This is a genomic window from Flammeovirgaceae bacterium SG7u.111 (genome assembly GCA_034044135.1).
In the GTDB taxonomy this organism is placed as follows: Bacteria; Bacteroidota; Bacteroidia; order Cytophagales; family Flammeovirgaceae.
This window is the reverse complement of sequence record CP139021.1, coordinates 5,110,292-5,135,913: the sequence shown is the minus strand read 5'-3', so window position 1 is coordinate 5,135,913 and position 25,622 is coordinate 5,110,292. Positions and strand designations below refer to the sequence as shown.

At 45.8% G+C, this 25,622-nt stretch carries 17 protein-coding genes and 1 tRNA gene; 3 read left to right on the top strand and 15 right to left on the bottom strand.

Going from position 1 to position 25,622, the window contains the following annotated elements; translation table 11 throughout:
* Positions 1 to 72 precede the first annotated feature (72 nt).
* Complete coding sequence (locus R9C00_19915) at positions 73 to 1,002, bottom strand: YegS/Rv2252/BmrU family lipid kinase (GenBank protein WPO33967.1); 930 nt, start codon at positions 1,000 to 1,002, stop codon at positions 73 to 75.
* A gap of 293 nt (positions 1,003 to 1,295) precedes the next feature.
* Between R9C00_19915 and R9C00_19910 the strand changes: the two genes are divergently transcribed.
* Positions 1,296 to 1,853, top strand: a complete 558-nt coding sequence (locus R9C00_19910) for a DUF4136 domain-containing protein (GenBank protein ID WPO33966.1) — start codon at positions 1,296 to 1,298, stop codon at positions 1,851 to 1,853.
* A gap of 118 nt (positions 1,854 to 1,971) precedes the next feature.
* On the opposite strand, the gene R9C00_19905 is transcribed toward R9C00_19910, so the two are convergent.
* The 5 genes from R9C00_19905 to R9C00_19885 form a co-directional block, all read right to left on the bottom strand.
* Positions 1,972 to 2,382, bottom strand: coding sequence for an META domain-containing protein (locus R9C00_19905; GenBank protein WPO33965.1), 411 nt, complete (start codon positions 2,380 to 2,382; stop codon positions 1,972 to 1,974).
* A 93-nt stretch (positions 2,383 to 2,475) separates the two neighbouring features.
* Positions 2,476 to 4,797: a GH92 family glycosyl hydrolase gene (locus tag R9C00_19900; protein WPO33964.1), complete on the bottom strand. Its 2,322-nt coding sequence runs from the start codon at positions 4,795 to 4,797 to the stop codon at positions 2,476 to 2,478.
* Positions 4,798 to 5,164: 367 nt separating this feature from the next.
* Entirely contained in the window at positions 5,165 to 5,929 is a 765-nt protein-coding gene (locus tag R9C00_19895) for a hypothetical protein (protein ID WPO33963.1), read from the bottom strand.
* On the bottom strand, positions 5,919 to 7,844 hold the full coding sequence (locus R9C00_19890; GenBank protein ID WPO33962.1) for an RHS repeat-associated core domain-containing protein: 1,926 nt from the start codon (positions 7,842 to 7,844) through the stop codon (positions 5,919 to 5,921). The genes R9C00_19895 and R9C00_19890 overlap by 11 nt, the downstream gene beginning before the upstream one ends.
* A gap of 3 nt (positions 7,845 to 7,847) precedes the next feature.
* The gene (locus R9C00_19885) at positions 7,848 to 8,018 is read right to left on the bottom strand and encodes a hypothetical protein (GenBank protein WPO33961.1); all 171 of its coding nucleotides are present in this window, start codon (positions 8,016 to 8,018) and stop codon (positions 7,848 to 7,850) included.
* Between the two features lie 74 nt (positions 8,019 to 8,092).
* Between R9C00_19885 and R9C00_19880 the strand changes: the two genes are divergently transcribed.
* Positions 8,093 to 9,100 (top strand): transposase, encoded by a 1,008-nt coding sequence (locus R9C00_19880; protein ID WPO33960.1) that lies wholly within the window; start codon positions 8,093 to 8,095, stop codon positions 9,098 to 9,100.
* On the opposite strand, the gene R9C00_19875 is transcribed toward R9C00_19880, so the two are convergent.
* The 9 genes from R9C00_19875 to R9C00_19835 form a co-directional block, all read right to left on the bottom strand.
* A complete protein-coding gene (locus R9C00_19875) occupies positions 9,097 to 11,442 on the bottom strand; it encodes a DUF6443 domain-containing protein (GenBank protein ID WPO33959.1) in 2,346 nt (781 codons plus the stop codon). The genes R9C00_19880 and R9C00_19875 overlap by 4 nt on opposite strands.
* Before the next feature lie 64 nt (positions 11,443 to 11,506).
* Positions 11,507 to 12,514: a transposase gene (locus tag R9C00_19870; protein WPO33958.1), complete on the bottom strand. Its 1,008-nt coding sequence runs from the start codon at positions 12,512 to 12,514 to the stop codon at positions 11,507 to 11,509.
* A gap of 143 nt (positions 12,515 to 12,657) precedes the next feature.
* Positions 12,658 to 13,011: a hypothetical protein gene (locus R9C00_19865; GenBank protein ID WPO33957.1), complete on the bottom strand. Its 354-nt coding sequence runs from the start codon at positions 13,009 to 13,011 to the stop codon at positions 12,658 to 12,660.
* Between the two features lie 5 nt (positions 13,012 to 13,016).
* Positions 13,017 to 14,729 carry a hypothetical protein gene (locus R9C00_19860; protein WPO33956.1) on the bottom strand — a complete coding sequence of 571 codons (1,713 nt, stop codon included), beginning with the start codon at positions 14,727 to 14,729 and terminating at the stop codon, positions 13,017 to 13,019.
* A gap of 61 nt (positions 14,730 to 14,790) precedes the next feature.
* Positions 14,791 to 18,132, bottom strand: coding sequence for a hypothetical protein (locus R9C00_19855; GenBank protein ID WPO33955.1), 3,342 nt, complete (start codon positions 18,130 to 18,132; stop codon positions 14,791 to 14,793).
* A gap of 31 nt (positions 18,133 to 18,163) precedes the next feature.
* Positions 18,164 to 20,224 (bottom strand): hypothetical protein, encoded by a 2,061-nt coding sequence (locus R9C00_19850; GenBank protein WPO33954.1) that lies wholly within the window; start codon positions 20,222 to 20,224, stop codon positions 18,164 to 18,166.
* A gap of 240 nt (positions 20,225 to 20,464) precedes the next feature.
* Entirely contained in the window at positions 20,465 to 20,893 is a 429-nt protein-coding gene (locus R9C00_19845; GenBank protein WPO33953.1) for a fibronectin type III domain-containing protein, read from the bottom strand.
* A gap of 1,275 nt (positions 20,894 to 22,168) precedes the next feature.
* A complete protein-coding gene (locus R9C00_19840) occupies positions 22,169 to 23,278 on the bottom strand; it encodes a phage integrase SAM-like domain-containing protein (GenBank protein WPO33952.1) in 1,110 nt (369 codons plus the stop codon).
* 141 nt (positions 23,279 to 23,419) lie between these two features.
* Positions 23,420 to 23,495 (bottom strand) — tRNA-Pro (locus R9C00_19835).
* A 274-nt stretch (positions 23,496 to 23,769) separates the two neighbouring features.
* On the opposite strand from R9C00_19835, the gene R9C00_19830 reads away from it, so the two are divergent.
* The gene (locus tag R9C00_19830) at positions 23,770 to 25,599 is read left to right on the top strand and encodes a pyruvate kinase (GenBank protein WPO33951.1); all 1,830 of its coding nucleotides are present in this window, start codon (positions 23,770 to 23,772) and stop codon (positions 25,597 to 25,599) included.
* The last annotated feature ends 23 nt before the right edge of the window (positions 25,600 to 25,622 follow it).

Genomic DNA, 25,622 nt, shown 5'->3' with positions numbered 1-25,622 from the left:
TTATTAACGCAGGTGCAGTTTTTTCTTATAGTAGTGTGGAATAATATCTTGAGGAAGTTGTATACAATTGGTTTACGCTACAAAAACTTTGATTTTGTTCTGTGTTAAAGAAATATTTGCTTTTTTGGTAAAGCCGATGAATTCGCCTTCTATTTCGAGAGGGATTTTCTTTGCTGATTTAAGAAGGACTTCTTTTCCTTTTAATACAACAACTTCTTTGTTTTTGGTGTAAGTTCCGTCAAATAGCCGAGTGATATTTACCAACACTTTCCACTTTGGTATTTTGCTTACCATACTGATGGCGAGCTGATTGTCGTCGGGTTGGGCATGGGGTAAGATTTTAATGCCTCCTCCAAAAAACTTCCCTTTACCTACTGCTAAAATGAACAGCGGGAGTTTTATTTCAGATCCATCGATCACTACTTTACATCTAGTGCTTTTGAAGCCAAAAAGCGTGAAAGCAAGTCCTGCTATGAATGTCAGTTTGCCGAGGAATACTTTTTTTCGGAGCTTGTCCACGTTTTCCACCGTTTTTCCCCCAAACCCAAGGCTGGCTATATTCAAAAAATAACGCTCCTTTTCAACATCATTTTCTGTGTAGCTGATCTTGCAAATATTTTGGAATTTCTCTTTGGTACTACCGAGGATTTTGGTAAAATGCCTTATGTTTTTATCGATTCCTTGGCTTTTCACCCAATCGTTTCCCGTGCCTGTCGGTAAAAGCCCTATTTGGAGTGTTTCTTGGTTTTTGTTGATGATAAATGGGGCAAGTGCATTGATAAGCGAGTGCAGCGTACCATCACCGCCTACTGCCAAAAAGCGTCTTATTCCTTTGGTGTAGGCTTCGTTTACATGATTATGAAGTTCAGCTTGGGCTTGAGAAATGTGTACCGAAAAAATACTTGTATTACCTGAAAATGCACTTTTAGTTTTTTCCCAAGCTTCCAAGGCTTTTCCATTTCCTGCATGGGGGTTGATGATCACAAAAATGGTTGCCAGCATTTGGGAATTGGCTTATGGTTAAAAAATATAGGTGTTTCAATGTTACCGATCTTCCAAACATATGAAAATCTATTTTTTCAATAGTATTATCACCTTCTTTTTTCCAGAAATCGTCCTTAAAAAACACGTATGGATGGTACAAAGCCCAGTGAGCCGAAAAAATATAAAATGTTAAGGGCAAAGTCAAGAAAATTTTCCTTCTTTGTTCTGAACTTATTTGAAGTTGCCTAAAGTAAGGTATTTCATAAGCGAAAGGTTTTGCTTTAGAACTTCTTAAACTGAAACTATAATTTATGAAAAATACATCTTACCTGTTTTTTGCTCTACTTATGGTTTTTAGCAGCTGCAGTAGCATCAAAGTTATTTCGGACACCGATGAAAGTGCTGATTTCACTACTTACAAAACCTTTGGTTTTATGCCTTGGAGCAACAGTTCTAAAACGTTGGTAAATGGAGTGAACAGAGAGCTGATACGAGAAGCCATCAAGTTTGAAATGGAAAATAGGGGCTATGAATTTGTGGAAGGCGAAAGTGACTTGTCTGTAAATGCGATGATAATTCTGGAAAGAGAATCAGCTGTAGCTTCTTACAACGATTATTATGGAAATCATCCTTATGGTTACACATATTATGGCGTTGGGTTTGGCTATTCTGCCACGAGCTACGAAGTATATGATGTGTGGAAAGGAACGCTGATTATTGATGTATTTGATGCCAAGCAAAAAAAGCTGATATGGCAAGGTTCGGCGATTGGGAAAGTCAATGAAGGCATAGAAGACCGAAAGGATAACATTGATTATGTGATGAAATTTATTTACAAAAAATACCCGTTGAAGCCAAGGAAAAAATAGGCTCGCCGTGAATTTGATGCGGAGATAAGGGGAGTCTCTTGCTCATGTTGTGCAAACACAAAAAAGGCTGGGTAAAATCAGTTTCTACCCAGCCTTTTTTGTGTTTGCAGCGTTTTTTTTATTCCGGTTTGAAGGTCGCTACGGTAGCGTCTCCGCTTTTGAGAGCGAGTTGACCGTCTTCCACGGCAAATGATTTAGTTTCGTCTAAGGCTTTCATGAATTTGCCTTCCAAGTCAGAAGTGGGGCAAGCCATTTTGGTGCTTCCTAGCATACCGAAGTCTAAACTTGTTCCATCTAGCGAATAGCCACCAAAGAACTTGTTACAACCTCCGTAGCCATTCACTTTGTCTTCTTTAAATTCCATAAAAGCTGCTGCCTGGCCTGCTCCATAGTTGATCTTATCCCCATAAAGCGTTTCCAGTACCCATTTGGTTTGGGTGATGGAGGGTATTTTTGCATTCTTCATAGTGGAACATGCGCTAGTGCTTAATAAAGCGATGAGTATGATTGATTGAACAAAAATTTTCATAAAAAATGAGTTAGGTGTTAAAATAATAGCTCTTTAATGAATCGACTTAATTCTTTACTACCGAAACCGTCAAACATGCATTTGGTTTCATTGCTATTTTATTAAACTCAAAGAATATGGAACATCCTTGGCTTGGCTTCCCCAGCTTGTATTAGGTTTGCTGCCCATTTTAAATATTATTTCACCCCCTTTTTTGATATCATCGAATTGAATGAAATTAGGAGAGTGGTCTGCCCCGTTAAGGCTAGCCGATTGGATGTAATAGTTCTGGCTTGAATTGTTTTCCGAGGAAATAGTAAACGTGTTCCCATTTTCCAGCGTAAGCGTAGCCTTGTCGAATAGCGGGCTTCCAATCACGTACTGATCTACCCCAGGTGTTACGGGGTAAAAGCCTAAGGAGCTGAACACATACCAAGCGGAAGTTTGCCCGTTGTCCTCATCGCCGCAGTAACCATCGGGCGTGGCAGCGTACAATTTGGTAAGAACCTCCCTTATTTTTTCTTGGGTTTTGTAAGGGGCACCAGCGTAGTTGTAGAGGTAAATCATGTGCTGGATTGGCTGATTTCCGTGCGCATAATTGCCCATATTTACGATCTGCATTTCCCTGATTTCATGAATAGTTTGCCCGTAATACGAGTCGTCAAAAGCTGGGGGCATCTCAAATACATTATCCAATTGCCCTACAAAAGCATCATTTCCTCCCATCAAATCAATTAGCCCTTGCACATCGTGAAAAACCGACCACGTGTAGTGTAGGCTGTTTCCCTCGGTAAAGGCATCGCCCCACTTGAGTGGGTTGAACGGCGATTGGAAACTTCCGTCTTCATTTTTCCCCCTCATCAGGTTTGTGGAGGGGTCGAATACATTTTTGTAGTTCATAGACTGTTCGTAGTACTTTTTGGCAAGATTTTCTTTGCCAAGTTTTGCCGCCATTTGAGCGATGGTGAAATCGGCATAAGCATATTCCAGCGTACGTGCCGTATTCTCGTTTATTCCCACATCGTAAGGTACATAGCCCAATTTGTTGTAATAATCGAGCCCTTCTCTTCCCACCGAGCCAACTGGCCGCCCTTCTTCCACGGTCGCATTTTTTAAGATAGCCTCTAGCAACACTTCCGCATCCGAAGTTACCGCTCCTTTCAAAAAGGCATCGGCAATGATAGGCGCAGAATTGGAGCCAATCATGCAATCGCGGTGGCCAGGGCTAGCCCATTCGGGCAACCAACCCGATTCTTTGTAAGTGTTGGCAAGCCCCTCCATAATATGCCCATTCAGCTCGGGGTACATGAGGTTAAAGAAAGGGAAAACTGCCCTAAACGTATCCCAAAAACCGTTGTCGGTGAACATGTAGCCGGGCAACACTTCGCCATTGTAGGGGCTGTAATGAACAATTTTGTTGTCGGCGTCTATCTCGTAAAACTTGCGGGGGAAAAGCAATGCCCTGTACAAGCAAGAGTAAAATGTCTTGATATTGTCCGTATTTGTATCCTCAATTTTTATTCTTCCCAGCTCTTTTTCCCAAGCTGCTTTGGCTTTTTCCTTGGTAACCTCAAAAGAATCTTGCCCTATTTCCCTCGAAAGATTAAGCTCGGCTTGTTCTGGGCTGATGAACGAAGAAGCTACTTTTGCATGGACAACCTCTCCTCGTTTCGTTTTGAACCCGATGATTGCCCCGACATGCTGCCCTTCGCTGTCCAAGGTGTTTGCTTGTAATTTCCACGTATCGCCCCATGTGTGGGTAAGTTCAAAGTCCTTGTCGAATATTGCTACAAAATAGTTGTGGAAATTTTCTGGAACGCCACCGCTATTGTTTCGGCAATAGCCAATTATTTTTCTTTCTTCAGGAATGATTTTCACCATCGAACCCTTGAAAAAAGCATCCAATAATATGTAGGAAGAATCAGATTTTGGGAAGGTGAATTTGAAATGTGCCGCCCGTTCGGTGGGGGCAAGTTCCGCTACCACATCGTAATCTGCCAGATAGGTTTTGTAATGATAAGGCTTTACCGTTTCAGCTTTGTGCGAAAACCAAGAAGCCCTTTCGCTCTCCTCGTATTTTAGCTCGCCCGTAACCGCCATGAGCGAAAAAGCCGCATAGTCATTAATCCAAGGGCTTGGCTGATGGGTTTGTTTTATCCCTCGTATCTTATTTTCATTGTATTTGTACGTCCATCCATCGCCCATTTTGGAGGTCATCGGCGTCCAAAAGTTCATGCCCCAAGGAGTGGCAATAGCAGGATAGGTGTTTCCATTGGAAAGGCTGTATTTTGAATCGGTGCCCATGAGCGGATTTACATAATCCGCCAAGTCGACTTGCTTAGCAGAAGAAGTGTTGGATGATGGGGCGTTTTGAGTCCTATTGCAAGAACTAAAAATGGTGAGAATGAAAATGCTTACTAAAAATACCTTTTTCATGAAGAATGTAAATAGATGGTTGAGTTGACTTGTTTTACCGCAAATATAGGGTTTAAAGCGTTGTAAATTCAGATTTGCAAGTGCAATTCCTCTGACCTAGGTGTTTCGCCCGAACTACCGCCGTTACTCTTTTTAGAGCAGCAACTCTTTATAGCCCCAATGAACGCTCTTCCTTAGGAAAAAGCCTCCTGCAAATGCTGGCACAAAAAAAGGTGCAGGAAATACATCCTGCACCTTTTATTTTGTTTTTATAAATTACTTTCAACCCCCTCCCACCGCATCTTCGCGGTCATAAACCAAGACAGGAAATATGAAAAAATTTATACGCATTCCCTTGTTTAAACCATAAGAGTAGTTGGGGAGAAAATTATCCATTTTCAGCAGGCACTAGATTGAATTCTGATGCTTGATAAGATTTATATGGGCTAAAAATTTTCTTGTTATTTAACATCATGCCATGGATGATATCAAAAAACAAGAAAAAATTAATATTAAGATTCTGTTTTAATGTCAAAAAACTCACTTGATATATATCATCACCGTATTCAAAAAAGTAAAATAAGAAGTGAGTGTTATTATCTAATTCAAGTCTTAGATAATATGACATCACGTTTTCTATATCAACAATTCTTAATGGCTTTGATGATATTAAATTGTAATCATTTTGTGTTTGTAAAAAACATTGGCCAACACTTGAAGTTAAATCTAGTTCCTCTTTGGGATATTTAATGATTTTTAGAAATTCTCTTGGGTTTTTCTTATCTTGTTGTGGGAGTGCTGCCAATACAACCACACCATCCCTATCATAAATATCCCAGTCTTCAGGAACTGAAAAAGACATGTTTATATCATGAACATTGCAAGATTTCCAATTGATTTTAAATTCACTAGAATCTATTTTATAGAACCATGTACCAAGTTTCTGACCTTGTTTATACTTACCATTAATTAAAAGGCTATCAGATGAGATTGTAAACTCTCCATTTTCGACACCTTTATTTGTAAATTCACCTTGAGCAAATATCGGCTTGTTTTTTGGCGGGTATGCAAAATTAAAATAATTAACCTTGTCATGCCCACAGCTACAAATACTTAATGCCAAAATTATAAATAAGAAAGAATTATTTTTCATAAAAGATTTCAAAACTAGCGCCTACTTTGATTTTAGTATTTTCTTCAACAGGGATAATCACATCTCCACTAATTCCTGTAGCTATACTTTTAGTTGATTGTCCTTGATTATTAACTTTATAAGTCGACTTAAAATAAGCCCCATAGTTCAAAAAGCCAGCATCAATTTCTCTACTCATTTTAATAGAGTTTTCTGTCTCTCCCCTAGAATTTTCCGTATGTACTGCTTCTAACTTGAATGGTTTTATATCAGCTGAAGCTTTGGTCTCTGTCATAGAAGTAATTGTTGTTTCAGAACTAATTATATCCCCAGGGTTAGCATTAGGAGCATCTGTAAATAAATTATCTAACATCCTACTTAAGTCAAAAGTTTTTTCATGTTTTACTTCTAAAGTACGTTCATATGATAACGAAAGGTTATCTGAACTAGCTTCTCCTACTACTTTCGTTACTTGTACATGGGCTTCGGCTTTTGCTCCAAAAGAAAGCAATCCTTTAAAATAATTCCAAGAGTCGTTATAAAACTTGTCAAAAGAATCTTGTTCATAATCAAAGGGGTTATAATCTTGTCCACCACAACAATCCCCAGGCGCCATCCCATCAGGATCAATAAATCGGATCGGGTTGTCGAATGCATAATTATAAACACTGTGCCTCCTCATCTGGTCTGCTAGTGGATCTACCGTATGCCATCTACCAAGCTGACTATCATAAAACCTCGCCCCGTAGTCCGCCCAATTGAGCCCGTGCTCTTCCTGTTTTTCCTTTCCGTTGTACTGGAACTTGTGGTCGGGGATTCCTTTCCGTTCAATCCCCGCCATGTTCATGCCGAAGGGGTAGTAGTGGTTTTCCTGTGCTATAATACCTTTTTTGTGGGTGATCTGCAAGTCGTCGAACCAAACACTCACAGCACTCTCGTTTGCCACGAACACCTTGGCGGTCCCGTCTTGTGTCACCTCTACGTCAGAGAGGATGTTTAGGTAGTTCCAATCTTCGTCCACCATCCCGTTGTGCAACCATCGAACCTTATCCTCCACCAGTTCCCCGTCCTCGTTGTAGATATAGATCGCTACATAAGCTACAGGTGCAGAGCCATCGTCTTTATTTTCACCTTGTGGGGCGAGTCCAAAGTTTACTGAAACAGGGCTTCCCCCAACATCTGGGGTGAACTTGTTGGTTAAGTTTCCAACTATATACTGGGATGTTGTTTTTGTTCCCGAATCTTCCTTATCGAACCACGCCTGAACGTTCGCGCCAATTATGTCCCCTTTTCTTACCTCAAACACCTTTAGCGGACCGACTGTCCTCAAAGTATTCTCGTCCTCTGACTTGAGCAAGGCAGAACCGACGATGCCGTCCTCCCCTTTCTTGGGGTCGAACGTGCTCACAACATTCTGAAAGCCTTTTTTGGTCTCCTCATCTGCCGCAACGTCATGGTTGGAAGTGGCTTTGTATTGTAGTTCTTCCCCTTCCCTCACGCTCATCCTCAGGTTGCCGAGGTGGTCCTTGTAGTGGTATTCGTACACAAAGTCTTGCGTGAGGTCGTGGTGCTCGGTCTTCCAGAGCGCCCTTCCCTCGGCGGTGTGCACAAATCGCAGGGTGTCCTCTTCGTAGTGGAAGCTACCCAAGTAGTCGGTCACTTTCGCTAATACGCCTTCCTCGTATACTTTCTTCTGTAGCTTGATCCCTGCCGCATCGTAGCGGTATTGGATCGTATTGCCCGAGCCAAAGTCGATCAGCTCCGGCAGGTTGAGGTGGTTGTAGGTGATGCCCGTTATCCCCTTGTTCTTGTCGGAGGTCAGGTTGCCGTTCTGGTCATACATATATTCTCCAGAAAGCGCCTTTTGGGTATTGTCCTTTCCGTCCTTAAAGTCGGCGAGGAGGGCATTGCCTGCCAGTCCCGCACCGTCGCTCACACCTTAGATTTGTGCAGTTGTATTATTCGAAGGATTGTGTTTAATTGTAAAACCTTGATTTCCTTTTGGCCAAGGGGGGCATGGGCGACTCAACTCGCTCCACGAACAAGATTCATCCCACTGCTGGATGCCCGTGTCCCCTCCCGTGCCCAGGCCTGTATAAGAGTTTGCCACCGTTAAGGTAGTTAGGCTACGCACCAGGTCCTTGGCCTCTAGGTTTTTTGTCCAACATAAAAATACGGATAACCATGGAATTTAAAAACTTTATCGGCATCGACATCAGCAAAGACACCATCGACCTGGCCCTCTTGGCCGAACATGGAGAGCTTGTCAACCTCAAATGGGACAACGACGGGAAAGCCCTGGGCAAAGGGCTCAAGTCCCTGTTCAGGGAGCACGGGCTAGGCAAAGAAGACACCTTGCTATGTGCCGAGCACACAGGACAGTTCGGCAACAAGCTGATGGAAGTGTCCCTGGACCTGGGGCTTTGCCTCTGGATGGAATCACCTTATTCCATCTCCCGCTCGCAGGGAATGACAAGGGGAAAGGACGACAAGGTGGATGCCGAGAGGATCGCCGGCTATGCCAAGCGGTTCGCCGACAAGGCAAGATTGGTAAAGCCTACACCCAAGACTATCAATAAGTTAAAGCTTTTGTCCTCTGAGCGGGAACTTGCCATGAAGGATCTCTCGAAATACAAAGGGCAGCTAAAACAGGAGAAAGGGTTTCTGGACAAAGAGTATTTCAAGGAAAAAGAAAAGAGGGTGAAGAAGCTCATCGCCCTCTATAAAAAAACGGTCGAGGAGATAGAGGAACAGATAGCCCAGTTGATAGAGGACGACCCGGACATCAAGGACAGTTTCGACAAGATCGTCTCCGTGGAGGGCGTGGGAAAGCAGACGGCCATCGCCACGATAGTGGCCACGGAAAACTTCCAGAAATTTGACGACCCCAAGAAGTTTGCCTGCCACATCGGCTGCGCCCCGTTCAGGTACGTGTCGGGCAGCAGCATCCGCTCACGCAACAAGGTCTCGCAAAAAGCCAACAAGGACCTGAAGAAAATATTCCACATGGCGGCACTCTCCACCCTGAGGACAAAGGGGGAGCTGCGAAAATATTACGACCGCAAAGTGGAGGAGGGCAAGCACAAGATGTCCGTCATAAACGCCATCCGATCAAAGCTCGTCCACCGCATCTTTGCGGTCATTAACCAAAACAGGAAATATGAAAAAATTTATACGCATTCCCTTGTTTAAACCATAAGAGTAGCGGTGAGCCTATTGCTTACCTGTCCCTCGTCGTATTGGTAGGTCAAGTTGTCCACCAGCCCATAGGTATGCTGCTCGGGGGTAGCACCCAAATCGGTCAGGCCATATCGCTGGAGGGTCTTGATATTTCCATTTGCATCGTAGCTGATATTTTGTACGTTAAAGTCCTCGTTCGCCCTGCCCGCATAGGTAGCAGATTTTAGGCGGTTGAGATCGTCGTAGACATAACTGTATTGGCGCTGTACCTCGTCGAGGTCCGTTTTCCATTTAATCCTCCCGATATTGCCGTTGTACTGAGCGTTGGCATCCGCATTATCGTACATCAGCTCCATGGCGAAGAGCTTGCTCTCACTCACATTGTTCAGGTCGTTGATCTTGGTCAGCCAGCCACGGATGTTGTATTGATAGTCTACCGTCTGCAAGGCAGGTGTACCAGGCTCGCCAGCCAATTCGCTGTGCTCTTTGGTCACGAGCTGCCCCAAGGCATTGTAGGTATTTTCCGATAAGGTCTCGGCTTCCGCCTCCATTTGCAGGTCAAATGCTTGGCGGGTCTTGAGTAATCTATTGGCATGGTCGTAATCGAACCAGTTCTTTACGATGGTGGCGGGTTTATCTTCAGACTCGGGGTTGGCATGGCGGGTGTGCGATTTAGTCACATTGCCTATAAAGTCAATTTCATTGGTCACGATGTCCGTCCCACCTTTGTGGTTTTCAGCTTGGGTCTGTACTACTCTTCCTTTTCTGTCGTAGAAGGTCACGGTCTTCAAGAAGCCGTTGTCCCCCTCACCCAATTGCCTTACCTCGGTGGCGGTCAGCAGCCCTTTCACCCTATCGGTCACTGCCTGTTCTGCCATAAAGCCTGCCTCGTTTACATTGACATATGCCTCCTCTGGCGTGCCGTCGTTGTCTAGGTCATAGTCGTCGTAATAGTTAATGGTAAGGATGTAGAGGTCTTCTGCCGGTGGAAAGTCATCTTGCGGTATCTCATAACCACGTTGCTCGTTTTCCGGCGTGACCGTCCCTGTCAGCTCGGCGGTGAATGCTTGAGAAGGGTCGCTCAACGTAAAGCCTGGCAGTAACTCTATCTCTTTTGTGGCCAAGTAGGTACTTTCTCCGTTGTGGGTTTCCCTCTTCACGTTGCTCCCTTCTACTTGATCGGGGTTATTCGTTGCCCGTACGGATTGCACTGCATAATCCGTAGGGTTAATTACCTCTATCTCTGCCAGCACCTCTTCTTTTGTCAAGGAAGAAGTGTATATCCCCGTCATCACCGGGCGGCTAAAGATGTCGTACTTGGTAAAAAACCACTCTTGCTCGCCATCTTCGTTCGGCTGCCTCTGCTCGGCATCTTGGGTGAGTACCAGCCTATCTAACCTATCGTAGACCATATAGGTTTCTCCCTCTGTGCCGGGCACTTTCTTTGCCACCATCCTTTTGCGGGCATCGTAGGTGTACTTGAAGCAGAGCTCGTCCAGTATGGTGTCAAAGTTGTCATGGCCGCTAAAGTCGTCGCCCATCTCCTCCATTGCTTTTGGGGGGAGTACATAGCGGAGGTTGCCATAGTCGTCGTAGACGTAGTAGGTGCTAAGGAAGTCGTTTTCATCTTGTACCTTTTTTAGTACGACCATTCCTTGTTTGTCTTTGTATTCCAAAGACTTGTGGTTTTCCTCGTCGGTTGTTTCCGATACGAAGAGCTGGCCGTCTTCATAAGCGCTGGCAGTTGTTGGGAGGTCGTTTTCTCCTGTGCCTACTGTCCAGATGCGGATGTTGTCGCCCTCTTCATTGGTCAATTGCCTCATATTCACCGAGCGGTCTTGGGTAGTGCCTACAAACGGCAGCCAGCTTTCGCCAGGGGCAACTTGTGCCAGTACTCTATTGAGTGGAGAAGGCTCTATTACCTGTTGCGAAAAGGCATAGTTTGACTGGGGTATGCCATCCTCTGGAGAGGAGTAGAAGGAATGTTGCTCGGCAAAGGCATTCGCCCTAAAATCACCTGCATTATCTGCTTCTGCCTCGGCATAAGGGAGGTAGCCCCTCGTCTGCCTACCGAACTCGTCATAATATACAGGTTGTACCATATCCATCCAAGCATTGTTTTTCTCGATAGCCATCTGGGTGACCTGTTGGATAGGTCTTCCCAATCCGTCCATATACTGGGTGGCTACTTGTATTTCATTCGGGTTTTTGTGGGTATATAGCTTTGTAAAGTCATCGGTTATCAGGTCGTCGAAGGTCTCCGTAGTTGTAGGCTTTTGGAAGACGTATGTCCTTACATAGTTGAGGTCGGTGGTTGTGTAAGCCGCTGGTGGCGTGAAGTCGTATACGATCACCGCCTCGCTGGGAGGGCTCCAACACCCTGTCGAGATGTTTTTCGCCCTAAGGTACTCTTATGGTTTAAACAAGGGAATGCGTATAAATTTTTTCATATTTCCTGTTTTGGTTAATGACCGCAAAGATGCGGTGGACGAGCTTTGACCGGATGGCGTTTATGACGGACATCTTGTGCTTGCCCTCCTCCACTTTGCGGTCGTAATATTTTCGCAGCTCCCCCTTTGTCCTCAGGGTGGAGAGTGCCGCCATGTGGAATATTTTCTTCAGGTCCTTGTTGGCTTTTTGCGAGACCTTGTTGCGTGAGCGGATGCTGCTGCCCGACACGTACCTGAACGGGGCGCAGCCGATGTGGCAGGCAAACTTCTTGGGGTCGTCAAATTTCTGGAAGTTTTCCGTGGCCACTATCGTGGCGATGGCCGTCTGCTTTCCCACGCCCTCCACGGAGACGATCTTGTCGAAACTGTCCTTGATGTCCGGGTCGTCCTCTATCAACTGGGCTATCTGTTCCTCTATCTCCTCGACCGTTTTTTTATAGAGGGCGATGAGCTTCTTCACCCTCTTTTCTTTTTCCTTGAAATACTCTTTGTCCAGAAACCCTTTCTCCTGTTTTAGCTGCCCTTTGTATTTCGAGAGATCCTTCATGGCAAGTTCCCGCTCAGAGGACAAAAGCTTTAACTTATTGATAGTCTTGGGTGTAGGCTTTACCAATCTTGCCTTGTCGGCGAACCGCTTGGCATAGCCGGCGATCCTCTCGGCATCCACCTTGTCGTCCTTTCCCCTTGTCATTCCCTGCGAGCGGGAGATGGAATAAGGTGATTCCATCCAGAGGCAAAGCCCCAGGTCCAGGGACACTTCCATCAGCTTGTTGCCGAACTGTCCTGTGTGCTCGGCACATAGCAAGGTGTCTTCTTTGCCTAGCCCGTGCTCCCTGAACAGGGACTTGAGCCCTTTGCCCAGGGCTTTCCCGTCGTTGTCCCATTTGAGGTTGACAAGCTCTCCATGTTCGGCCAAGAGGGCCAGGTCGATGGTGTCTTTGCTGATGTCGATGCCGATAAAGTTTTTAAATCCCATGGTTATCCGTATTTTTATGTTGGACAAAAAACCTAGAGGCCAGGGACCCGGTGCGTAGCCTAACTACCTTAACGGTGACAAACTCTTATACAGGCCTGGGCACGGGAGGGGACACGGGCATCCAGCAGTGGGATGAATCTTATTCATGGTCGGAGTTGAGTCGCCCATGCCCCCCTTGGCCAAAAGGAAATCAAGGTTTTCCAATTAAACACAATCCTTCGAATAATACAACTGCACAAATCTAAGGTGATCGGGTTGTCGTTGGCATCATACCATTGATAGGTTCCTCCTGATGGAGCGCCCGTAACCTCTAAATAAATCGGTCCTGAACAGATATTGGTCTGTGAGCTTACAGCTGTAGGCTTAGGGGGGCGCATGTCGGTAAATGTAATTATCTTTTCGTCACTGGTCATGGTGCCCCTCTTGATAACAGCATAATATTGTTCCTGGCCGCAATACCCTGTAAAGGCAACTTGGTTAGGGACAGTGCTGGACACGCTCTCTACCAGTTCGCCCCCGTTGTGGTTTGCCTATATACCATGTAGGTGTCCCCATAGGCGGAATTTGCCCCGCTAAGGGTCACATAGGCAAGATCATCACTATCAATGGGAGAGCAAGTACTACAATAGTAGGCACTGGTTATATCAGGGGTACTTGGGGCAGGGTCAAAGGATACAGGTCCGGCGGTGGCCGAGCAATTGCCAATGTCTTTGATCTCTGTGACCTTGACGTAGTAAGTGATACCCGAGCTTGCGGTAAATGTACATGTACATTTGTAAGAATAACCTCCCTGGTTCGTCCAAGTGATGGATACCCCATTTGTGGTATATGGGAAGCCATTATTAATGCTTGGGTGGGTGGTGACCGATTTGGCCAAGACCGTCATCCCTTCATTTGTGTACCAGTCGAGCTGGAGGTTGAAGCTGTTGAAGATGGTATAGTTTGTTATGCTAGTAATAGTATACTCGGTTGATAACGTCATTGCCGACTTGCTGAAGGTAACCGTATTTGGTGAATCTGTAAATACGGTTACCTTTTGTCTAGGTCCCTCGCACCCCGCAGCAGATACGGCGGAGACCCAATAGTTGGTGTTGGCAGAAAGATAGGGAGTGTCAAACGGGTCCGGTCCTGATTTTTTTAGTTTTCCACCCGTGGCGGCATCGTACCACCTGTAGGAGGAAGCCCCTTCCAAGTTGGCTGTCAACGTTGTTGATCCAGAGCCACAAATGGACTTGTCCGAAACCGTGGGCAGCCCTGGTATTTCGTCCACCGTAGCCTTGACGGTCTTTACATCGCTCCAACAACCATAGGCGGTATTTTTGGCCTTGACGGTGAACAGGTAAGGTGAACTGGAAACGGCTAGGTTCTTGACGGTGATAGAGGTTCCCGGCGTCCCAATCTCGTCCCCCTGTGCGTTGTACCAGTGGTACTCCAGGCCAGCTACCGTCCCTGAGACAGTGAAGACCACGTCCCCTGCACCGCATCTTGCCTCGTCCTGTACCGTGGGCTTTGCGGGCTTTTTGTTGGTAAGCGAGAAATCGGCAGTCTGCCCGCTTGCCATGTTCCCCCTCTGTATGGTGGCATAGTATTTTGCGGTGGTGCAATAGCCGGGTATGGCAATCTTGTTGCTGGCTCCCGAGCTTGCGACGCTTACTACCGCTGTGCTGTTGCCTCTCTTGTATATCTTGTAGATATCGTTATAAGCGGAGTTTCCTCCCTTGAGGGTCACATATGCCTTGTCGTCGTCCGTAAGGCATGCCTGGCAATAATAGCCATCGGCATCGGTAATATTAGGAGTGCTGGGAGCTGGATCAAAAGAAACAGGGCCTGCGGTCGCAGAGCAATCGTTTGTACCTCTTGTACTTGTGACTTTAGCATAATACGTTGTCCCCGAACTGGCGGTAAAGGTACATTTACATGTATAGCTTCTATTATTGTTCGTCCAAGTGATGGATACCCCATTTGTGGTATATGGGAAGCCATTATTAATGCTTGGGTGGGTGGTGACCGATTTGGCCAAGACCGTCATCCCTGCATTTGTATACCAGTCGAACTTGAGCTCATCAAAAACAATGGGATTTACATTATTGACGGTATATGTTGTTGTCAAGGTCGTTCCAGACTTGCTGAAAGAAACGGTATTGCACTGTGCAAATAAATAATGCGCCCATACAACAACTAGGAAAATTGTTGTTATTAGTTTTTTTACTGACATGATGTTTGTCGCTAGTTTTATTGAATGCTTATAAACATTGTGAGTGACTTAAAAATGCTATTTATTGACCCTTGTAGTGGTATTCATTCATGCTGAGGATGTTCCCGTCCTGGTCTCGGGTTAGCTTGAGCCTACCAAAGTCGTCGTACTCGTAGTAGGTGGTGTACCCGTTTTGGTCTGTTTGCGAAGTCATGCCTATTAGAGGGTCATAGGTGAAAGTCGTGACCATTGCGCCTGGAATCGCCCTTAACTGTTCCGCTTGTGATTCAGACAATCCCCCGCTTCCTAGGTTTTTGACCCCGCTTACGGTGATATCCGCATAACCGACCCCCACTATTTTAGCGACAGGCAAGGTGTTGTTGTATCCCCAGAGGAAGGAGATGCGTAAAGCGTCTCCTGTCTTTCCTATTTCCGTTGGGTTGCCATTTTTATCATAGTCATAATAGGCGATCCTTTCTTCCAATGCCAAGCTTCCTTTGGCTGCCTGTACAGTCTCTGGTAAAATCCTGGTTTCGATAGTAACAGGGTTGTCGTTGTCCCAGTTTTTATAATTCGTCCTCTGGGTGACCTTGGCCAGAATAGAGTTGTTCGCCCCTTTTACAACCTGTTCTATTTGGATCGGGGTTGCGACCCTGTTCTGGGTAGTAAGCCCATCAATGACTGACTGGTTTAAACCCGTCAGTTGCGAACTGTTATTTGGATAATAAGTCTTGGATGAGGTGGTACTGCCATTGCTGTTAAGTTGGCTAGTTTCCGATGTCAGACCGGTCTCGCTGTCATACGTATATGAGACCGAGGTGCTGACCGTGCCGTTTTCTTCTGTCAATTCAGTGGTTGTAGAGCTAGGTCGGTATGCTTTTGTTTTGTGTACTACCGACTCCATCGTATAGGAGCTCACCATACTTTCTGTAAGGCTATATGAACCCTTATATCCTGTTCTAATTTTGGGGTATCTCATCACCTTGCAATCAAAGACCTGTCCAGATTGACCAAAGAGGCTTTCCCCATAATCATTGGTTATTGTTTGCTTGGTTTGAAGTGTTCCCCCGGAGTTTTCGAATATCTCTTCCTTCAAAACTTTGCCCTGCTTGAAATCGAAATCCGTGTACAGGTCTGGGAAAAGCTTGGAGGAACCAGTAGGGTCAAATGATTTGTCGAAGGTGCTGAACTCTTTTACCACCTTGCCTATTGCCTCGTCATATTTGATGATCTCAATCCGGGTATAAAGTACATGACTACTTGAGATTGTCAAGGGAGTCATGGGAAGGTAGCTCTCAGAATAGGTATTGTAATTCGATGTTTCTAATTTGTCTTCAAAACCGAGAATATAAAAAAGCTCTCCATTATCAAGTAATTGAAGCAAGCTATTCGGTCCTACTATAATATCCTCATGCTTTACCGTGAGGCTCTTGAACCTAGGGTATAACTCGGTCAGAAACCCGCTAGAGGTCCCGGGATTCTGCGTATATCCAGATAGGTATTTATATTTGGTGGTGGTACAGTTGCCAGTGCCAGGGCAACTTTCCGTCTGGGCTACCCGGATACCACCGACAGTAATGTTGTTGGCTATGGGGTCTTGGGGGTAGGGGACTTGCCTATATTTTATTATTGCCTTAGCAAAATTTGCCCCATCCTCATTGCCCTCGCCGACCTCTGTAAAGAGTATGTATGTTCCCTGTGACAAGGTAACTTCATAGGTCTGTAGGAAATGTCTACTCTCATTGTCCCCAAGGCTTTCCTCTGTGGCGTATAGTTTGACAAGTCCGGTCGAACCGTTGCTCTGGTTGTAAGTGATATATGTACCGTCTTTTTTCAACCCGCTTGTGGCGACCGACTGTGTGGACGAGACATCGACTTCCAACGTAATCTGAACTGTCTGTGAAAAAGGTATATACACTCCTTTTGACTCCGAGGGGAAGTCATCGCAATATGGAGCACAGTCGTCATAATTTACTTCAGCAAACTCTGTTTCATCATAAACCGGGTTTGAGGAATCGTAATAGCTCTCACTTCTACTGATATCGTTGGGTTCGTAGGTAATCTCTGTTATTCCTTTTGTGGGATAGATGATCTGCTTGAGTGCGCCTACCCTCCCTTTCGCGAAGTTTGGGTTGAGGGATGAAACCACATCGTTCTCGTCGAAATCGATTCCGTTGTAAATCCCCCAAAGATCCGTCCTGTTGCTTGAGATCCTGTTGGCAGGTACTTCGTCAAGGTCGTAATAATTGAAACTGTAATAATCTTCCTTGTTCCCGTTAACACCCTCTTTTATGACGGATTTTAGGAAAAAATAGTAGCCGTCGTCGTAATAGTTGAAAGTGTATCTGTTGATCAAAACACCATCTATGTTAAATATGGAGACCGAGCCAAGCTTGGCCTGTGGCGTGCTGTAGGTGTAGCTACCCCCCATATATTCTGTGTTGGTAGGTTTGAGAGATATGTCGTGGGAAAAGGTTATATACCCGTTGGGGAAGTCGATCCTCTCGAGCAGCTTGGACTGCGTCTCGGTGCTACTTTGCCGTAGGCTAGCCTCCCTGCTATTGTTCCAAGGTGTGGTGCTTTTAACGTTATATGTTTTGGTGAAATACTCGGCAACAAAATCATAGTCCCTGTATTGGAAGTCGATCGTCCCCTTGCCTCCTGGGATGGTGACCTTAGATACCATCCATGAACTGGTATAATCTGTTTCATCATCCCCCGAACTGAAATTTCTTGTATATTCGGTATCTCCGCCATTGAACTCATGCAAGATGCCCCTATCGTCAGTGATGCCGATGGAGGCTAGGTTATTGTTGTGAGATACGATGTAGTTCCTGTGCTCGGAGAACACTGCTTTCTTGTCTGTGTGGAACCTGAAGCTGCCGCCCAGTACAGGAGTATTGATGATAAACTTGTCGGGGCGTGTGTCTACAATGCCTTCGGCAGCCCAGGTAAGGAGCTCTGCCTGTTTTGTTTCGGTCTCGCTGCTCAGGTTGGCAAAGGTTGCGCCGTGGGTGAAATACCCCTCGGGTTGTTCGTCTGGCATGCCCTTGAGCTGCCTTATTATCGCCCCGCCAAAATTGGCGGTCCAGCCCATCCCTACCATTCCAGGATCCGTATCTGGCCTAAAGCCCCCATATCCATAGGAAAGGGTCAGTGGGTATTCGAAGTCCCCTACCTTTATGGTATAAATGGGGACTGTATAGTTTATCTGCCCTAACGATAGGTTGATTGGGACTTCCCCGTATTGGCCGAGGCTTGCAGCCTCGGGAGAGGCTGCAATGATCTGTGGTAATTTAGGGGTTATGTAATCAGATCCTTCTTGTGCCCAAGAGAAAAATGGCATTAGGAGAAATGTAGTGAACAAGTAGGATATTTTGGCAATCCTCCCAGCCCATTTTGTTTTGTCTATTTGTTGCATCATTGTATTTAATTGGCTTATTTTTTTTAATCCTTTAAATCTTAAGTCCCATCCGGATGTCCCACTTTTCTCTGTGGGTTGGGGTAGGACCGTCCCATCCCAGCTTTCTGAGCGCCGCCAGATTAATGGCAGCCTTGTTGCCGATAGGAAAGTTGAGCCCTCCACCGAGTAGCAGTGCCATATTCCATTGCCTGTCGATCGATTTTCCGTTGGCGTCCATCCCCGAGTTTAGCGCCTCCCACTCGAAGTGAAGGTGGGGTAGCGCGTACTTGGGCAAAATTCTCGTAAACGCCCTCGCGCCATAGACTGCTTCGTCCCTTCCCGAATTGTTGTCCTTGGCATAGCGGAAGACAGGTCCTGTGGCCACGTTCCACCATTTTTTTATATTGTAGGAGAAGGCAGGGGAGAGGTCTACCTGCATGAGCTCCCCGAGGGAGAGTCCGAGGTTTCCCTCCAAGTCATAAAGGTCGAATCCGTTCTTGACAGGTGTTGGTGCTCTCGTCCCCGGTATCGGCTTGTCCTCGAAGGGCAGTTTTTTGCCCAGCCCCGTCCGGAATACCCAAGGGCTTTCATGTGTCTTTGTCGGTCCGCTATAGGTCAAGTCCCTTAGTACCGTCAGGCTGACATTTCCCACGAGGGGCAGCTTGGCGGCATACCCCGCACCGAACAATACCGATGAGAGGAGCTCCCTTTTTTCGAGGGAGTCGAGTGCCCCGATGCCCTCGTATTCCAATTGCACGTACGGTACTTTTTTTCTTGGTTGGAAGCGGGCGTATACCCTGCCCCCGTAGTCCAGTTTGGAGAAGTCCCACTCTTTTTCGAACATATCTTGGCCCATCTGTACACTTGGCCCTATTCCAAAGGTGAACATACTGTCAAGCTTGATATTGAAGATCGGGGAGATATCGACCCTTATAGGGTCTCCGGGGATGATACTGATATTGCCCTCCAGCCCCAGTTTTTTGAGGATCGGGGCGACCATCATCATCCCCGGGGTGAAAGGCTTTTCCTTCATCCCGTCTATCCAGCTCTCTTGTCCTCTCGGGTTTCCAAGACTTGCTTCGATGCCCATCCTAAATACCCATGGGCTTTCTGAGCCTGGTGCCGTACCCATATCCCTGAGCACGGAGGCGTTTAGCGAGGCAAGTTCCCCAATAGGGAATTTATATCCCCCGCCCAGCAGCCAAGTATGGTCAAAGCCCCTGTTCCCGAGGCTGTCGGTTTTTGACATGCCCTCCAGCTCTACTTGCCCATAAGGCAGCCAGCCTACCGGAGATAGTCTACCGAATACCCTGTATCCGTAATTTATTTCCTCTTTTTCTTTTTGTGTCTCCCCGTCCTTTTCCTTGGTCGCCAAGTAAGAAAAGTTTGCGCCGATACCTATGCTGGAGAACCTGTTGGGCTCGTAGGCAATCATGGGCGAGAGCCTCAGCGAACTGTTTTCTTTGTCCGGGCTGAGGGAAAAGTCCCCGCCGAAGGCCAGCCGTTCCTTAAATGTCCTCGGGTTCCTTGCTGTGTCTATTTTCTGGAAACTGGGTTTTAGGGAAGACAAAAAGGAAGAGAACGGTTTTCCCACGCCTTGCTTCCTACCGAGCCCTCCCGCAAGGGAGACCCCAAAGTTCCAGTCTCCCAAGGTTAACTTATCTGTTTCTTTATCAGAAAAGAAATCCCTTGAGAGCAACAGCCTGAACTGCTTTCCTTTTTGCATTTCCATGGAATAGCCGATGCCCGCGGTGCTAGAATGTATCCAGTCTTTTTTGCCCAGGCTGTCGGGTTGCAAAGATGCTTTGTACCCCACTTGCAGCCATGGCAGGTTTTTGTGGAACAACAGGTCGCCATAGAGCCTGCCGCCGATGTCCCATCCCGATTGGGCATCGGCTGATACGCCCCCGTTCTCTGCCTGTTTATAGCCCGCTAGGATACCCGTGCCAAACCTGAACGTCTTGTTTGGCAAGTATTCCAGCGAGGGCGACAGTACAAGACTGGAAGGTACAGAGCTAGAGAACCCGAACCCACCGCCCCAGCCCCATCTTGAGGCAAGGCTGTCCTGCGCATTTGCCCAGAAGGGAAGGGCGAGCGCCAATGTGATGGCCATGAGCGATATATATGTTGTTTTGGTCAAGACGTGATTTAATCTTTATTCTACAGAATACACCTTGAGTCCGGCGATGCCTGCGCTGGCCCCTGTGGTGGCGACCTGTATCTGTCCGCCGGTGACCTCCACCTGCCAAGGGCCTAGCCTCGACCAGCCCTTCTCAGGCTGGCTGAAGTAGCTGGCCGTTGATCGTCTAGTACCTTGGTCCCGGATTCCCATTCCACAAGGTAGAGGTATGCCTCATAGGTGCCGTTGGGCACGCTGGTGAGGGTCACGGACGCGCCGTCTGTCGATTAGCTCTCTCTCCGCCGGGTCTGTCGGCGCGTCGTCCCACGGTATCCAGTTGAGGTTGTACTCCGCGCCCGTGTACGCCACGTTGTCCGCATACCCTGGGTCGAAGGTGTTGCCACCTATGGTCACCGAGCCGCCACCGCCGAGGTTGATCCCCCTGTAGAAGGATGCGACGGGCGCAGGGTCGGTCGTCTCGGTCACCTGGGGGTTGTCCTCAGATTCGTTGCCCGCTTCGTCGTGCGCCTTGACCGTGAAGATATACTCCGTATCTGGTGACAAGCCCACCACGGTATGAGCGGTAGAGGTGCCGGGGATGCCGTCCTCCGTCCATGAGGAGCCCCCTCCCGCTATGTCGATGCTGTACGAGGTGACGCCCACGTTGTCCGTGGAGGCGCCCCACTAGAGCGATACGCTGGTAGAGGTCTTGGTCGCCACGGCGAATTCCGAGGGCGCGGAGGGGGGGGGTTATGTCTATGATCACGTCGGTCTTTTCTTCAACCAAGATGTTCCCGTTGTTGGTTATATTGATTTTTGTCCCGTTGACCAATGGGTCGTTTTTCTTTAGAAGAACTTTCCCGTAGACTGTCAACAATGAACTGTTTATTGTTAGGATCCCAGGGAAGTTATTAAAGTCTCCCAAGGTGATTGTCCCACATGTGATATTGAGGCCTGGGGCGATCGTGACATTGTACCCTGATATGGACACGTTGTCTTGACCTTGTGGGTAACTTGTCGCGGCAGGGCCGTTTACTGTCTCAGACCATGTGCTGGGCTCTGACCAGCCCCCATCTTTTATGGCATAATAGGCCTTGGGCGAAGATTGGGCATAGGATGCATTTGCAGCCAAAAATAGCCCTAGGAACATCGGTATCAGCTTCCTTAGTTGCATCTTGGTTTGTATTGAAGTTTGTTGTTTGTTTAAATAGGACATAGGTCTCCTGTCTTGCCAAAAGCAAGTGTTGTTGTTTTTGTTTATGCAGTATTTTTAGATTAGGTGTCTATAATAAAGATCCCAAGGGTATTTCCATTAGTGTCGGTAAGTATTTAGTCGGTGATAGGTCGATTTGGACGAGGGGGACTCTTGGGTAGTAGTTATAAAAAGTCATATTTATTATTGTTTGCTATGAGTGTTGTTTGCTAGTACAACGCAATAATAACCTGCAATTGCATCAAAAAAAACTTGTTGGTAAGCCGGGTTTTGGCAATTTGAATATGTGGCGGGATATCTTACATATGTGATATTTATCGTATTTTACTTTGTTTTAATTTGGGCTAGGCCACTTTTTTGGTTGTTGAGGGGGAGCGCCCATGAAATATCACTAAAAATGGTGGTGCAAGGTATGTGGTATGGTATCAAGGTGAATAATTCAAATATTAATAAAGTACTATTTATTCTTGTAAAAATTATTTTATTTTTTTTAATGGCATAATTTTAGTTTGTTATGATATTTTCCATTTTTGGTTCAAATAGGACTTGGCTTAGGTTTGGGAACCCAAAATTAGTTTTTATGGGCAAAAATTCTTGATTTCATTTTTACCCACAAAAAAACGCACTAGCTACCTGCCGTGCGTTCCAGTAATAGTTAAACTAAAGCCTTGACAGGCTCTAGGAGGCTTCAAAAATAAGCTGTTATAGGGCTAAAAGCACAGAAATCACTTTTTATTTTTAGCCTCTATCTTTTCCGTCTCTTCCAAAACCCTTATTGGTAATACCCTTGCGTACCAGCGTTGGGTAGTTCTGATATCGCTGTGGTCGAGCATCAAGGATACAGATTCTATGGAGTAGCCCATGTTCAGCCAGCGCATTCCCGCTGTCTTACGGGCAAGGTGGGTCGTTAATTTGAGGTCAATGGCAAGGATCAGAGCTATCTCTTTCAAAATCCTGTTGTAATAAGCATTGCAATACAGGGGTATCTCAAAACCATTTTCTTCTAGTAGCTGTAGTGCTTCTTGGCACAGGGGTACAAAGTAAGTCTCCATAGATTTGTCCCGTTGCTTCACATAGCATTTTTTGTCTCTATAGGTTTTTAGGTCTTTATACCGAAACTTTTCTAAGCCTTCGTAGGACAAGCCAAGATACATTTGAAATAGAAAGGCAACCTTGACTTTGTTTAGCGCAGGCGAGGCGAATGAGATACCTTGAAGTTTCTGGATTTCATCTACTGTAAGGAATTCAATTGGCTTTTTTTCATATTTGAAATCATAGTACTCCAACTTGTTGGTTTTAATGATCCCTTCTTTTTTTGCATGCTTCAATACATGTTTTACAAACTGAATTTGCTTCATGCAATAATTTCTTTTGTAGCCTTTGTGCAAGCACCAAGCTAAATAATTGTTTGCCCATTTTTCATTGATTTTTTTGATTGGGGTGGAAGTGTCAAACTGCTCAAGCTTTTTAAGTCTAGTGTCATAAGTTTCCCAAGTCCTATATTTCAAGGTTCTATCCTGGCCTTTTAGCTTGACCACTTCTTTGGCTATCGCAAATAGTGTTACTGGTTTATTGCCATCTCTCCATACTTCTCTTACCAATTCTAGTTTGTAGTTAGCCTTTTTGGTCGCATCAAGCAATTCGATCCTAATCCTTTCGATTTTTTTACCCAAACGGCTATTTGAGCGGTTTACCCACTTGTTTTTAGTGGTATTAATACCAGTTGAGAAATAATTCGAGTGTACACCTTTATGTGTAACCTTTGCATATACCACGCCTTTACTAGTGGAAGCGCAAGTATTCCTGAATCGGAACTGGATAGTAGTTGTAACCATTTGTTTTACAGTTGGTTTAGTTATGATTTCAATAGCTGATTGAAATTTCTTCCATATGAATCACCCTTTTTATCACAACGTAAAAAAGCCTTTTTGAAATTGATTCAAAAAGGCTTTTTTTACTGCTAAACAATCTAAAAGTCGGGGTGAGAAGATTCGAACTTCCGACCCCTCGCCCCCCAGACGAGTACTCTAAACCGGACTGAGCTACACCCCGAAAAAATTAGAAGTGCAAATATGAGTTTTTTCGTTTTAAATGCCAAGTTTGGAATGATGGATTTTTTTAATAACTAAGCTCGGTTTTGGATTCGCAGGTTACGAAACCGTGAATCTTTTTCGCTTTATGATCTTCATCAGCTTTGCGTTATTATTTTGCCTGTTTTAACGCTTTTAAATTGAGTTTACGCTAATTTTACTAAGTGCTGAAACAGGCATTTTTTAGTTGTGATAAGCTTAGTTTTTTTACTGTCCACCACAGAATTACACCAGAAATGAAGATTAAAGAGGAAAAGATCAGGGATATGGTTGCCCGCCTAGAAGAGCTTCGGAAAAGCGCTTTAGAAATGGAAGATCGCTACAGTATTGTGCTTGCGAGGGTACACCCTAATTTTAAAGATAGCGCTAGGAACTTGTTGCATTACCGTGCGCTTCGCCAGCACGATATTCGCGATTTGCAAATCAAGTTAGGCAACATGAGCCTTTCTCGACTGGGCAAGGCGGAAAGTCACGTGATGGCGAGTATAGAGGCTTCTATCGCTATCCTCAAAAACTTCATTTCGGATAAAAAGCATAAGCCTGCCAAAGCGCACCTTTCTATCAAAAAAGGGAATAAACTGTTGGAGAAAAACGCATTGGAAATTTTTGGTTATCGTTCCAAAGGAAGGCGTGTACGGATTATGGTGACCCAGCCTTCCATAGCTGCACAAGAGCCTCAGCTGGTGCAAAATATGGTAAAGGCAGGGATGAATACGGCAAGGCTCAATTGTGCGCACGACGAGCCGGTGGTGTGGAAGCAGATTATTGACAATATCCATGAGGCCAATAAGAAAACAGGGAAGAGGTGTAAAATCAGTATGGATTTGGGAGGTCCGAAGATCAGAACGGGGAGCATAAAACCTGGGCCGAAGGTAGTGAAGTTTGTGCCCATCCGAGATGAATACGGAAGGGTGACCCATCCTGGACAGGTTTGGGTTGTTCCAGAAGGAACGGAAATGCCGTTGGAAATTACCGATTACTTGCCTGTTTCGGAGGAGTTGTACAAGAGCTTTTTGCCGGGAGATATTCTCAAGTTGAAGGATACCCGTGATCGGAGTAGGTCTTTTAAAATTGTAGGGCATGGGGTTTATGGGATTGAAGCGCTTTGTCATGATACCACGTATGTGGAAGCTGGAACGCCATTTGAAGTTGCTCGCTATGGGGAAACCGTTGGACAGGGAACCATTGGCGATGTGTTGCCCGTAGAGTTGTCATTGTTGCTCAAAATAGGTGATCTTTTGGTACTTCACAAAGAGCAAATGTTAGGAGAACCGGCGGAATATACAGAAGATGGGGAGTTGCTAAAAGTTGCCCATATTTCGTGTACTTCGGAGGAAATTTTTACCAGTGTAGAAGCTGGGCAGCCGATTTTGTTTGACGATGGAAAAATAGAAGGGGTGATTGAAGAGCAAAGTTCTGAGGCATTGAAAGTAAGGATCACCTATGCCAAGGAAAATGGATCGAAGCTAAAAGCAGACAAAGGTATCAATTTCCCTAAAAGCAACTTGAAGATAAGGGGCTTGACCGAGAAGGATAAGGAGGATTTGCCATTTGTGGTGAAGCATGCCGATGTGATCAATATGTCGTTTGTGAATACAGCCGAAGATGTACAAGAGCTGATAGATGAGATAAACAGGTTGGACGCCATGGATAAAGTGGGCGTAATCTTGAAGATTGAGACGCAGGCAGGCTTCCTCAACCTTACGGATATTTTGATTACGGCGATGCAAGTTTATCCTGTTGGGGTGATGATAGCACGTGGCGATTTGGCTATAGAATGCGGTTGGGAAAATATGGGCAGGATCCAAGAGGAGATTTTATCGCTTTGCCAAGCGGCCCACGTACCCGTGATTTGGGCTACGCAGGTGTTGGAAAGCTTAGCGAAAAAAGGCATTCCTTCGAGGGCGGAAATCACCGATGCTTCCATGGCGCAGCGTGCCGAATGTGTGATGCTCAACAAAGGTCCGCACATTGTAGATGCTATTGAAATGCTCGACCACATCCTCACCATGATGAAGGATTACCAAAACAAAAAATCACCGATGATGCCTGTTATGGAGAAGTAAGTTGGGTTGCGAGTTAAAAAAAA